Here is an 11,835-nt window from a genome sequence, read left to right as displayed (position 1 = left end):
ACCTCCTTCGCGGGGTCGCCGTACCACCGGCCTGCGCGATCGCCCGGCCGACAAGCTGTCGGCGGCAGCCCGCGCAGGCCGTCCGGGTGAACGGTGGGGACGCAATCCCCCCACTCAGGATCTCTGAGCGACCCCCGCCAGCCGCGTGGGCGGCAGATACTCCCGCACATACGTCCGCTCCCAGCACGCACCCGTCTCCCGCAGCTCCCGCCAGCTCGTGTACTCGTAGCGGAAGAGGCGGGCCCGGATGTAGCGGGGCGGGGCGTCCGGCGGGAACGGGGAGCGGCGCAGCAGGCGCAGTGTGTCGCGGTCGTTCTCCAGGAGGCGTTCCACCAGGGCGCCGAACCATGCACCGGCGTACGAGGGCGAGAGCGCGGCGAACCACATCAGCCAGTCCAGGCGCAGATGGTACGGCGCGAACTGGCGCGGCCAGTGCCGTGGATCGCCCGGCTTGCCCTTGAACTCGTACTCCCGCCAGTCCGAGTCCTCGTGCGGTACGGCATCGTCCGTGCCCTCGACGACCACCTCGTAGCGGATGCGGCTGACGCTGCCGAACGCGCCGTAGGTGTTGACCAGGTGGAGGGGGTCGAAGGAGCGGTTCATGATCTGGCGGCGGGAGGTCATGTTCGTGACCGGGTGGTAGCTGAGCCCGAGGAGCAGCGCAGCGACCGCGAGGACCACGACCTCGTACCAGAGCGGTGCGCCGGGCACGGCGGACGGCGGGCCGCCCGGGAGCTTCAGGGCGGAGACGGCGAGGACGATGGTGATCCAGTTCAGCCAGGCGAAGTTGCCCGACAGGACCAGCCACAGCTGGGTGACGGTCATCAGCGAGGCGGCGGCCGTGGCGACCGGCTGAGGGGTGAACAAGAGGATCGGGACGACGAGTTGGGTGACGTGGTTGGCGGCCACCTCGATGCGGTGCAGGGGCCGGGGGAGGTGGTGGAAGAACCAGCTCAGGGGGCCCGGCATCGGCTGGGTCTCGTGGTGGTAGTACAGGCAGGTCAGCTTCCGCCAGCACGCGTCGCCACGCATCTTGATCAGGCCCGCGCCGAACTCCACCCGGAACAGGATCCAGCGCAGCAGGAAGAGGACCACGATCGGCGGCGCCACCTCGTCATTGCCGAGGAAGACCGCCAGGAAGCCCACCTCCAGCAGCAGCGACTCCCAGCCGAAGGCGTACCAGGTCTGGCCGACGTTGACGATCGAGAGATACAGCGCCCAGGGAACCAGCCACAGCAACATTCCAGCCCAGAGCGGGAGCCGGGAGTCCAGTCCGGCGATCAGCGCCGCCGAGACCGCGCAGCCCGTCCAGGCGCAGGCGGCGAAGAAGCGGTCGGAGTAGTGGAGTTGGAACAGGCTGGGCGCCTGCCGAAAGCGCACCCGGCCGACGAAGCGGGGGACCGGCAGCATGCCCCGCTCGCCGATCAACGCACGGAACTGCAGGGCCGCCGTCAGGAACGCCACGAGGTACAGCCCGGCCAGAGCCCGCTGGAAGACCAGCCGGCTCCACCAGTACTCGGGTGCGATGAACCACTCCACGGCCGTGCGCTCCTCCACTCCATTGTCGCGCCGAACCCCATGTCACTCTCCGTATGTCCATCTTCCGCTTGCGTAACCCGAGTGAGCGACGCAGACCATAGTGACGTGTTGCCTGAAGCGAGGCGGGAGGAACGGTTTCGACGGCCGAGCACCGGTGGCTACCAAAGAGCCGGGAAATCGTCGCTGCTTCCCGGTCGAAGAATCGGGGGAACCCTGGCAAGGTGGGCCCATGGTTGATCGGGGCGTGAGCGCCCTGTCTCTCCCGGACGACTGGCCCGCCCACCCGGATCCGATCCTGGCGCTCAACCGCATGGGCAGCTTCGACTGGGACCTGGACACCGGTCTGTTCCACATGGACGCCCAGGCCCACGAGGTCTTCGACCTGCGCCCCGACGAATACGACGACCACCCCGAGACGCTCGCCGTCCGGGTCCCCAGGGCCGAGGCCTACCGGATCGACGGCCTGGTCGCCCAGGCACTGAAGGACGGCAGCGAGAACTACGGCACCTACTTCCGCATCCGCTGCCGCGACGGCACCCTGCGCTGGACCCACACCCAGGGCTACATACGGCGCGACGAGACGGGCCGCCCGCGCCGGATCATCGGCATCGTCCGGGACGCGACCCAGGAGCTGAGCGAGAGCCGGGACCGCCGCGAGGAGGCAGCCGAGGACGCGGCGCGGCGCGAGCAGACCAACGTCGTCCAGCTCACCACGGCCGCCCTCGCGCACGCCCGTACCGTCCAGGACGTCATCGACGTCCTCAAGGACACCCACGGCCTCACCCACCTCGGCGCCACCAGCCTGGTCATGGGCCTGGTCGAGGCCGGTCGCATCCGGCTGATAGCCGAGGGTCCCGCGGGCAGCTTCGTCCCCGGCACCGACCTCACCCGCATCGACGAGCCGTACCCGATGAGCGAGGTCGTACGGACCCTCGCTCCCCGCTTCATCGAGTCGCCGGAGGAGTTCGCCGAGGGCTACCCCGTGCTGTGGCCGCACCTCACCGGCCTGGACATCACGGCGGCCGCCTATCTCCCGCTGATCGTCCAGGCCCGGCCGATCGGCGCCATGGGCCTGCTCTACAGCGACCGGCGCGGCTTCTCGCCCGAGGAGCGCAACGTTCTGCTCGCCCTCGGCAGCAGCATCGCGCAGAGCATGCAGCGCGCCATGTTCTACGAGCAGGAGAAGGACCTCGCCACCGGCCTCCAGCAGGCCATGCTGCCGCGCACCATTCCCAGCGTCCGCGGCGCCGATGTCGCCGTCCGCTACCGCTCCGGTTCCACCGCGGGCTCGCTGGGCCGCGACATCGGCGGCGACTGGTACGACCTGATCCCGCTGCCCGGCGGTCGGGTCGGCGCCGTCATCGGCGACGTCCAGGGCCATGACACACACGCGGCCGCCGTCATGGGCCAGCTGCGCATCGTGCTGCGCGCCTACGCCGCCGAGGGCCACACACCCGCGACCGTGATGGCCCGCGCCTCCGTCTTCCTCCACGAACTCGACACCGACCGCTTCGCGACCTGCCTGTACGCGGAGGCCGACCTGGCCACCGGCGTGGTCCAAGTCGTCCGGGCCGGCCACATCGACCCGCTGGTCCGCGACGCCGACGGCAGCTGCCGCCGCATCTCCCTGCCGGGCGGACTGCCGCTCGGTCTGTCCGCCGAGTTCGGGCGCCTCGAGTACCCGGTCGGCATCCTCGAACTCGACCCCGGCCACACCCTCCTGCTGTGCACCGACGGCCTGGTCGAACAGCCCGGCGCAGACCTAGACGACGGCATGCGCACCCTGACCGCCCTCATCACCAGCGGCCCGGACGACGTACGGGATCTCGCGGACTGTCTCATCTCCGTGGCCGAGGAACGCGGCGGCGACGACGACGTGGCCCTGCTCCTGCTGCGCCGCCGCGGCCTGGAGGCCCAGCGCTCCGGCGGCCGGCTCCAGCAGCACGTGGCCCCCGGCGACCCCGAGGCCCTGACCGAGGCCCGGCACATGATCCGGGCCGCGGTGCGCGCCTGGGGAGCCAAGGAGCGTGCCGACGAGATCGAGCTGGTCGCCGACGAAATGATCACCAACGCGCTGATGCACACCGAGGGATCCGCGATCGTCACCCTCCGGGTCCTCGGCGGCAGCGAGCGGCGGCTGCGCGTCGAGGTCGAGGACTCCTCCAGCGCCCTGCCGCGCCGCCGTGAGGCGGGGGAGTCGGGGGTGTCCGGGCGCGGCCTGCTCCTGGTCGACCTGCTGACGGACGTGTGGGGGGTGGAGGCACGCGGCGGCGGCAAATGCGTGTGGTGCGAGTTCATGGTCCCCGAAGGCGACCGGACCGAAGGCGACTGAACCCGCCACGACCGCTCCCGCCCGCCACTGCCGGTGCCGGGTGGCACTCTGGACGTATGCCGGAACTCCCCGAGGTCGAAGCGCTCAAGGACTTCCTCACCGAGCACCTGGTGGGTCACGAGATCGTGCGGGTGCTGCCCGTCGCGATCAGCGTCCTCAAGACGTACGAACCGCCCCTCACCGCCGTCGAGGGCCGTGAGGTCACCGCCGTGCACCGGCACGGCAAGTTCCTCGACCTGGAGACCGACGGCGGCCCGCATTTCGTCACCCACCTGGCCCGCGCGGGCTGGCTGCACTGGAAGGACCGGCTCCCGGACGGCCCGCCCCGCCCCGGCAAGGGCCCCCTCGCCCTGCGCGTGGCCCTGGAGACCGGCGAGGGCTTCGACCTCACCGAGGCGGGCACCCAGAAACGCCTCGCTGTCTACGTCGTCCACGACCCCCAGGAGGTCCCGGGCGTCGCACGCCTGGGCCCCGACCCGCTCGCCGACGACTTCGACGAAAGCCGTCTCGCCGCCCTCCTCGGGCCCGAGCGCCGCCGGCTCAAGGGCGCCCTGCGCGACCAGAGTCTGGTCGCCGGCGTGGGCAACGCCTACAGCGACGAGATCCTGCACGCGGCGAAGATGTCCCCCTTCAAACTGGCCGCGACCCTCACCCCCGAGGACACCGCCCGCCTCTACCAGGCCCTGCGCAGCACGCTCACCGAGGCGGTCGAGCGCTCGCGGGGCGTGGCGGCCGGCCGTCTGAAGGCGGAGAAGAAGAGCGGTCTGCGCGTACACGGCCGCACCGGCGAGCCCTGCCCGGTGTGCGGCGACACCATCCGTGAGGTCTCCTTCAGCGACTCCTCGCTCCAGTACTGCCCGACCTGCCAGACGGGTGGCAGACCGCTCGCGGACCGGAGGATGTCGCGGCTGCTGAAGTAGCCGCGCGGGTCAGCCGGCCGGCCCCTTCCGGCCCTTCGACTTGTCCTTCCCGTGCTTGTCCTTCCCGCCGTGCTGCCCGTCCCTGTGGTTCGTCGGCGGAGCCGGCCTGGTGGACGGGACGGCGGACGGCGGCGCGGCGGGGTCCTCGGCGGTCTCGCCCGCGGGTCGCGATGTGACGGCCGTCGGGTGCGGGGAAGGTGTCCGAGTCGGCGCAGGCCTCGGCGAGACGGTCGGGGCAGGGCTGTCGCCGTCGGAGTTCAGCGCGGCCCCGAGGGCCGTGGTCGCGGCGAACAGGGCGACTGCCGCGCCGCCCAGCAGAGCCTTGGACGCCTGCCTTCGGCGGTTGTGGGGACGGGAATGCGTTGCGGGGGCGCCGGCCTGGAGCGGCGGTGGAGACGTGACGGCCGACGGGCTGAGAGCCCTGTCCGCGTCCACTGGGTCGAGCGGCTCCGTCGGTTCTGCAGATTCGGCCGGGTCCGCTTCCCATTCCTGCGCGTCCAGATACTCGGCCGCCTCCTCCGCGCTCGGCCGCTGAGCGGGGTCCTTGGCCAGCAGGCGCAGCACATGGTCGGACAGCGGCCGGGGTATGGCGGCGCTCAACCGGTGGGGCGGCGGCGGGGCGGTGTCGACATGCTGCTGCACCACGGCGAGCGAGGTCGTGCCGCTGAACGGCGGGCGGCCGGTGAGCAGCTCGTACAGCACGCAGCCGAGCGAGTAGACGTCGGAGGCGGGCTGCGCGGAACGCCCCAGGGCCCGCTCGGGAGCCAGGTAGTCGGCGGTGCCGAGGATCTTTCCGGTGGCGGTCGCGGTGCCGGCGCCGTCATCGGTGAAGCGGGCGATGCCGAAATCCGTGATCTTCACGGTGCGGTCGGTGGTCAGCAAGATGTTGGCGGGCTTGATGTCCCGGTGGATCACTCCCTGGCGGTGCGCGGCGGACAGCCCCTGCGCCACCTGCGCGGCGATGGCGGCCGCTTCCCGTGCTGCCAGGCGGCCGCGCCGGGACCTCTCCCGGGCCAGGGTCCAGCCGTCCACGAGTTCCATCACCAGATGGAGCCGGCCGTGGTCGGAGCCGAAGTCGTACACGCCCACCACATGCGGATGGTTGAGGCGGGCCGTGGTCTGCGCCTCCATGCGGAACCGCTCGATGTCGGTGGTGCCCGCCGCCTTCAGCAGTTTGATCGCCACCGGTCGGCCCAGGACCCGGTCGGCCGCGCGCCACACCTCGCCCATCGCGCCGCTGCCCAGCAGTTCCTCCAGCTGATAGCGGTCCGCCAGCAGCACGTGCACACCCATCCCGAATTCCGGCATCGCCACTCCTACAGCGCAGCGTCGGGCGGGGGTGTCACACCGGGCGGTGAGGCATTGCTGCGGTGGCGCTAGTGGGACTGGAGTGTGACGAGATGCTCCCCGTCCGCGGTGCGCAGCTCGTAGCGGGCGATCTCACCGGTGTGCATCGCGGAGCTGCCCTGCATCGTGATCGGGCGGGCGTCGTGGCTGGGGACGGTCCAGCTGGTCAGGATCTGCTCGGAGCCGTCGCGGCCGATGGCGACCAGACGACAGGGGCGCGGGCCCGCGCCGTCCTTCACCTCCAGTTTGATCTGGCTGCCCGAGTACGCGTCCTGGGTGGTCACCTGGGCCCATACGCCCGACTTCGCGTCGGTCGCCGCGATCCGCACCGTGTCGGTGCCGCCGCCGGCCACCGTCATCGCGATTCCAGGCCCGGCCACCCCGATCGCCAGGGACGCGGCCACGGCGTACAGGAAGCGCCGCCGGCCGGCCCGGTGCCGGGCCGCCACCGCGCCGAGCAGCCGGTCGAGCAGTTGCGGGCCGGGCGTGGTCATGGGGCTCACGAACCGTGGCGTCGCCCGGCGGTACAGCATCATCTGCCGGGTGATGGGCCCGAATTCGGTCACGTGAGCGGCGCAGCGCGCGCACTCCATGAGGTGGTCCTCGAAGCGGAAGGCGTCCGCCTCGTCCAGCACGCCGAGCGCGTACGCGGCGACGTCGCGATGCCTCTCCTGGGACCTCATGCCGAATCCTCGTGCCGTTGGGTGCGGGTGGGGTTACTCCTTGCTCCCACCGGTACGCACCAGACAGTCGAATCACTCAAGGCATGTGGAGAATCGCAAACCTTGGGATTCGGAGCCGCCCGGCCCATGGATTGGTCGAAATCAAAACGAGTCTAAAAAAGGTGGATGGCGAGGTGGCCGAGCGGCAGGCCCAGTTGCCACGCCTTCGTCCACACCTTCGGACCCTCGTCCTCGCCGACCACCGCCGCGCCGCCCGGCACCGCGTTCAGGTCGGGCGCGAGCAGCTCGGTCTCCTCCAGCCAGCGCCAGGCCGCCCGGGCCAGTTCCACGTCCGGAGCGGGGCCGCCGGATTCGGCCGCCTGGGCGATCAGCTTCGCCATCCGCTCGCGCACCCAGTCCTGCCACGGCTGGTCGTACGCCGTCAGCGACAGCCAGGTCTCCAGCTGGGAGACCACCCGGATCCCCGGGAGTTCGCCGTCCGTGTCCGAGAGGAAGACGGTCAGCGCCAGGGCGTCGCGCCCGGCGCGGAACTCGAAGGACGTCGGCGGCATCAGATCGCCCGTCCGCAGCAGCTCGTCGGCGATGTACTCGGCGTACAGCCAGGCCATCGGGACGACCAGCTCACCGCCGCCGGTGCCGTCCGTGCTCTCTTGACCTCTGTGCAGCATCCCTTCCTGCCTTCCTCCGGTGCGTGCGCGTCGCCCGACTCCGGGCCCCGGTCGCGGGGCCCCGAGCCCCCAGTCCGGAACACGGATGAGGACAGCTGATTGCTCAACCGGGGTCCTCAGCAAGGCGCTTTACGGAGGTTTGACTCAGCCGTCGGTTTCACCGCAGGTCGGCCGCGTATCCGGGAAGCACCCGGCGCAGGGCGCGCAGCGCGTAGTACGCGCGGGACTTCACCGTACCGGGAGGAATTCCGAGGGTCTGCGCGGCTTCCGCAACACTCGCCCCCTGGAAATACACGAGCACCAGGACTTCACGGTGCTCCGGAGTGAGTGTCTTCACAGCCTCGCGGACATCGAGGGCGGCGGCGGCCCGCTCGGCGTGGTCGCCGATCACCCGCGCGTTCTCCAGGACCGCGTCCCCGACCTCGGGCGGCCGCGCCTGGCGAGCCCGCCGCGCGTCGATGGCGAGCCGTCGTCCCACGGTCATCAGCCAGGGCCGTACGGAGTCGAAGTCGTCGGCGCGCAGCGCCTCGGGATGCTGCCAGGCGCGCACCAGGGTCTCCTGCACCAGGTCCTCGGCGCGCTGCCGGTCGCCGTCGCAGAGGCGGAGCAACAGCGCAAAGAGGGGGCGGCCGTGCTCGCGCTGCAGCGCGGCGAGCTCGTGCTCGGCGGTCGTCGCGTTCGTGAGGGTGGTTCCGGCCGTCATGTCCGTATGGCACCGCAGGGTGCCGCCTCGGGACAGGGTCCGTACCGGGATCTGCGGCGGACGGTCGATCGCGTCGACGAACGGTACGACGAACGGTCCCGCGCGCCCGTTCGCGGGCACCGGACGGGTTAATCGGGGCGGCGCGGTTGTTTGGCCGCGCACTCAGCTTCGTACCTATTTATGCGTAAATCTGACAATAGTGGGGTGAGCTGATGATTGCACGGAGACGACAGGTTGCCCTGGCCCTGATGGCCGTTCTGACCGTGGGCGCGGCCTGCCAGGCCCAGCATCGGCAGGCGTCCACCCGTCCCGGAGACCCGGGGGGCCCGGCGGCGCCCGCGGCCCGTACCTTCACGCTGGTCGCCTCCGGCGACATCATCCCGCACAGCTCGATCATCGACCGCGCCCGCTTCGACGGCGGCGGCGTCGGCTACGACTTCCGGCCGATGTTCTCCGGCATCAAACCCGTCGTCTCCCGCGCCGATCTGGCGCTGTGTCACATGGACACCGTGTATGGAGCGAACGGCCACTACGCCGACCGCTCCCTGTTCACGTCCCCGCCCGAGATCGCCCAGGGTCTGGCCGCCACCGGCTACGACGGCTGCTCCACCGCCTCCGGCCACAGCCTCGACGACGGCGCCGACGGCGTCCGCCGCACCCTCGACGCCCTGGACGGCGCGGGCGTACGGCATGCCGGTTCGGCCCGCACCGAGGCCGAGGCGCACACCGTCACGATCCTGCGCGCGGGCCCTGCCAAGGTCGCCCACCTCGCCTACACCTTCGACACCAACGGCATCCCGCTGCCCAAGGGTGCGCCGTGGGCCGTCAGCCTTCTGAACGAGAACAGGATCATCGAGGACGCCCGGGCGGCCCGGCGGGCCGGCGCCGACGTGGTCGTGGTCTGCGTGCACTGGGGCACCGAATGGCAGGACGCGCCCGACCGGCAGCAGCTCGCCCTGGCGCAGCGACTCACGGCCTCCCGCACCGGCGGCCGCCCCGACGTCGACCTCGTCCTCGGCACCCGCGCCCATGTCCCGCAGGCGTACGAGAAGGTCAACGGCACCTGGGTGGTCTACGGCCTGGGCGATCAGATCGCCGGCGAGATGTCGAACAAGTCGGGCGTCCAGGACCCGCGTGGCAACGAATCCACCCTGGGCCGCTTCACCTTCACCCGGCCCGCCCGGGCGGGCGGCCGCTGGGAGGTCACCAAGGCGGAGTTCGTCCCGCTGATGTTCGACGTCGACGCCGGGCGGGCGGTGAACCTCAACCAGGCCATCGCCCAGGGCGCCGAGGTGAAGGCCGTGCGCGACGCGATCCGCAACGTGGTGCTGAGCCGGGGCGCGGCCAAGGACGGGCTGGTCATGGGGCAATAGGTCAGTCCACCTCCACGTGGTCCAAGGCTTTCAGGATCTCCCTCAGCACCCGCACGGTCGCCCGCAGTTCGGCATCCGTCAGATCGCCGCCGACCTGCCGGTTGAGATGGTGCTCACGGCCCAGGATGGCGGCGATGGTCGCGCGGCCCTCCTCCGTGATCCGGATCAGGGACGAGCGTTGGTGCGCGGGGTTGGGGACGGCCTCGACCCATCCCTGGGCCGCCGCGTCGTTGACCATGCGCTGTACGAACTGCCGGCTCAGCGCCAGGACCCGGCCCATCTGAGGCACCGTCATGGGGTCGTGCTGCCGCAGCAGGTCGAGGACGGCGCGGACGCCGACGGAGACCCCCTCGACCGCTTCGCCCTGCTCGACCTTGCGCACAGCGCGCCGGTACAGCGGGCCGACCAGATCGAACACCTCGGTGAGGCGATGGCCCAGCTCGTCGGGGGTGAGTGGCTTGTCGATGTCGTCCACCCGGCCATCATGACATCCCGGTTGTCAAATCTCTTCGAAGATGACACCTTGGTTGTCATGATTGGTGCTTCGGACGTTCGCCTCTTCCCGTCCTCTGACGGTGACCTCGCCTACCTCGACACCGGCTCCGGTGATCTCGTCGTCCTCCTCCACTCCGGGTACGTCGACCACCGCGTCTGGGACGACCAGATACCGGCCCTCGCCGCCGGGTACCGGGTGATCGCCCCGGACGTACGCGGCCACGGATCCTCCGCCAACGCCACCAGGCCGTTCCGCTGGGCCGACGACCTCGCCGCCCTGCTCCGCCACCTCGACGCGGGCCCCGCCGTCCTCGTCGGCCTGTCGATGGGCGGCGTGATCGCCACCGACACCGTGCTGGAGCACCCCGAGCTCGTGCGCGCGGTGGTCACCTGCGGCGCGGCGACCGGTGACTTCCAGTACACGGACGACTGGACCCGGCAGATCCAGGCCGAGTACGCACGCACCCTGGGCGCCGGCGACATCGAGGGCTGGCTCGATGTGTTCGTGCGCGTCGTGCCCGGCCCGTACCGCAGCGCCGACGACGTCGACCCTGGCATCGCGCGCCGGTTGCGGGAGATGGCCTTCAACTCGATCTCCAAGCACACGCCCGGCGAGAAGGACTGGCTGGTGCGCGTGAGCGACTCCTGGCCCCGCCTGCCGAAGATCGACGTCCCGGTGCTCACCGTCAACGGCACCCTGGAGCCCCCCGAGCTGCTGGACGCGGCCGAACGCCTCGCGCGCACCGTCCCCGACGGGCGTGCGCAGACCGTCGAAGACACCGCCCACTACCTGAACTTGGAGAAGCCGGAGGTCTTCAACGAGATCCTGCTGCAGTTCCTCCGCGCTCTCTAGGAGGGGCGGCTCGGCGAGGGGGACGGGCTCGGAGAGGCGGACGCGGGCGGATAACTCGGGTGCAGGGAAGCAGAAAGCGGAGCCAGCCCCCTGCACAGCGAGGTCGGAAACGCCGGCGCCCTGCGCTGCACGACCCGGCAGCCTCCCGCCGCCCCCTCGACGATCGGCACCCAGCCGGACTTCTCCGCCCGGAAGTACCAGCGGTCACCGAGCCGGGACGAGCAGCCGGGCGCCGAGGCGTCGTCGCAGGCCGGTCCGGTCCGCCAGGAGAAGTCCAGCACCAGCCACTTGCCGTCGCACTCCTGCGAGTCCCGGTAGGTGTGCGCGGGCGCGTCGACCGCCATCAGCGCCTGGTCGTAGGAGGCGTCCGTACAGCCGGTCGCCGGCGGGGTGCAGCCGAGCTTCCCGCACAGCCGCAACGCGGGCGCCTTCGCGCCGTCGGCGGTGAACTGCACATAGTGGTCGACGACCACCTCCCGGCTGCCCAGGGCCACGGGCAGCCGGACCCGCGCCGTGGCCGACCGCTCCTTGGAGCAGCCTGAACGCCGGTCCCCCGACGGAGAGGAGAAGGTGAGCTGGACCCGCACAAGATCCTTCTGCGGGGGGTCGGTGAGCACCGCCTTGAAATCCCGCACACAGGCGCGCGGACCGCTGGGCACCTGCGCGTCGAGCAGCACCGTACGGCCGCCGTCGGCGAGGCGGCCGCCGATGACCTCCGAGGGCTCGAACGTGGTCCACTGGATCGGTCCGGTCGCCGAAGGCGACGCTTCCCGGCCGGCCATCTGCGTCCCGCACCCGCCGAGCAGCAGCACGGCCACCACACTGAGCACGGCGGCCACGACCGCTCCGCGCCCGTCACGTCTTCCAGTTGAAGCCATCAGCTCAATCCCCCCGTGTCGCACCGGTGTTGCCCGGGCCGACG

Annotated in this window: 11 protein-coding genes; 4 read left to right on the top strand and 7 right to left on the bottom strand. The window is 71.2% G+C overall.

Annotation, left to right across the window (positions count from 1 at the left end):
* Positions 1-114: 114 nt before the first annotated feature.
* Positions 115-1,539, bottom strand: coding sequence for a lipase maturation factor family protein (locus AB0N07_RS23305; protein ID WP_365837984.1), 1,425 nt, complete (start codon positions 1,537-1,539; stop codon positions 115-117).
* A gap of 229 nt (positions 1,540-1,768) precedes the next feature.
* Here AB0N07_RS23305 and AB0N07_RS23300 point away from each other — a divergent pair, with 229 nt between their 5' ends.
* Complete coding sequence (locus AB0N07_RS23300) at positions 1,769-3,871, top strand: SpoIIE family protein phosphatase (protein WP_365837982.1); 2,103 nt, start codon at positions 1,769-1,771, stop codon at positions 3,869-3,871.
* A gap of 56 nt (positions 3,872-3,927) precedes the next feature.
* Positions 3,928-4,791: a DNA-formamidopyrimidine glycosylase family protein gene (locus AB0N07_RS23295; RefSeq protein WP_365837980.1), complete on the top strand. Its 864-nt coding sequence runs from the start codon at positions 3,928-3,930 to the stop codon at positions 4,789-4,791.
* 9 nt (positions 4,792-4,800) lie between these two features.
* Here AB0N07_RS23295 and AB0N07_RS23290 read toward each other — a convergent pair whose 3' ends face one another.
* From AB0N07_RS23290 to AB0N07_RS23275, 4 genes are all read right to left on the bottom strand, one after another.
* Positions 4,801-6,099, bottom strand: a complete 1,299-nt coding sequence (locus tag AB0N07_RS23290) for a protein kinase (protein WP_365837978.1) — start codon at positions 6,097-6,099, stop codon at positions 4,801-4,803.
* 68 nt (positions 6,100-6,167) lie between these two features.
* On the bottom strand, positions 6,168-6,821 hold the full coding sequence (locus AB0N07_RS23285; RefSeq protein ID WP_365837976.1) for a zf-HC2 domain-containing protein: 654 nt from the start codon (positions 6,819-6,821) through the stop codon (positions 6,168-6,170).
* Between the two features lie 152 nt (positions 6,822-6,973).
* Positions 6,974-7,489, bottom strand: a complete 516-nt coding sequence (locus AB0N07_RS23280; protein ID WP_365837974.1) for a hypothetical protein — start codon at positions 7,487-7,489, stop codon at positions 6,974-6,976.
* 157 nt (positions 7,490-7,646) lie between these two features.
* On the bottom strand, positions 7,647-8,192 hold the full coding sequence (locus AB0N07_RS23275) for a sigma-70 family RNA polymerase sigma factor (RefSeq protein WP_115910734.1): 546 nt from the start codon (positions 8,190-8,192) through the stop codon (positions 7,647-7,649).
* Positions 8,193-8,404: 212 nt separating this feature from the next.
* On the opposite strand from AB0N07_RS23275, the gene AB0N07_RS23270 reads away from it, so the two are divergent.
* The gene (locus AB0N07_RS23270; RefSeq protein ID WP_365837972.1) at positions 8,405-9,565 is read left to right on the top strand and encodes a CapA family protein; all 1,161 of its coding nucleotides are present in this window, start codon (positions 8,405-8,407) and stop codon (positions 9,563-9,565) included.
* A 1-nt stretch (position 9,566) separates the two neighbouring features.
* Here AB0N07_RS23270 and AB0N07_RS23265 read toward each other — a convergent pair whose 3' ends face one another.
* A complete protein-coding gene (locus AB0N07_RS23265; protein WP_365837970.1) occupies positions 9,567-10,040 on the bottom strand; it encodes a MarR family transcriptional regulator in 474 nt (157 codons plus the stop codon).
* A gap of 57 nt (positions 10,041-10,097) precedes the next feature.
* Here AB0N07_RS23265 and AB0N07_RS23260 point away from each other — a divergent pair, with 57 nt between their 5' ends.
* The gene (locus AB0N07_RS23260) at positions 10,098-10,913 is read left to right on the top strand and encodes an alpha/beta hydrolase (RefSeq protein ID WP_365837968.1); all 816 of its coding nucleotides are present in this window, start codon (positions 10,098-10,100) and stop codon (positions 10,911-10,913) included.
* Here AB0N07_RS23260 and AB0N07_RS23255 read toward each other — a convergent pair.
* Positions 10,910-11,752 (bottom strand): hypothetical protein, encoded by an 843-nt coding sequence (locus AB0N07_RS23255; protein WP_365837966.1) that lies wholly within the window; start codon positions 11,750-11,752, stop codon positions 10,910-10,912. The genes AB0N07_RS23260 and AB0N07_RS23255 overlap by 4 nt on opposite strands.
* Positions 11,753-11,835: the final 83 nt, after the last annotated feature.

This window comes from Streptomyces sp. NPDC051172 (assembly GCF_040682555.1).
In the GTDB taxonomy this organism is placed as follows: domain Bacteria; phylum Actinomycetota; class Actinomycetes; order Streptomycetales; family Streptomycetaceae; genus Streptomyces.
This window is presented reverse-complemented; position numbering and strand designations above follow the sequence as displayed.

Excerpts from the sequence above, each read along its gene's own strand:
- AB0N07_RS23300 (WP_365837982.1), top strand. The coding sequence starts at position 1,769 with ATGGTTGATCGGGGCGTGAGCGCCCTGTCTCTCCCGGACGACTGGCCC.
- AB0N07_RS23295 (WP_365837980.1), top strand. The coding sequence starts at position 3,928 with ATGCCGGAACTCCCCGAGGTCGAAGCGCTCAAGGACTTCCTCACCGAG.
- AB0N07_RS23290 (WP_365837978.1), bottom strand. The coding sequence starts at position 6,099 with ATGCCGGAATTCGGGATGGGTGTGCACGTGCTGCTGGCGGACCGCTAT.
- AB0N07_RS23285 (WP_365837976.1), bottom strand. The coding sequence starts at position 6,821 with ATGAGGTCCCAGGAGAGGCATCGCGACGTCGCCGCGTACGCGCTCGGC.
- AB0N07_RS23280 (WP_365837974.1), bottom strand. The coding sequence starts at position 7,489 with ATGCTGCACAGAGGTCAAGAGAGCACGGACGGCACCGGCGGCGGTGAG.
- AB0N07_RS23275 (WP_115910734.1), bottom strand. The coding sequence starts at position 8,192 with ATGACGGCCGGAACCACCCTCACGAACGCGACGACCGCCGAGCACGAG.
- AB0N07_RS23270 (WP_365837972.1), top strand. The coding sequence starts at position 8,405 with ATGATTGCACGGAGACGACAGGTTGCCCTGGCCCTGATGGCCGTTCTG.
- AB0N07_RS23260 (WP_365837968.1), top strand. The coding sequence starts at position 10,098 with ATGATTGGTGCTTCGGACGTTCGCCTCTTCCCGTCCTCTGACGGTGAC.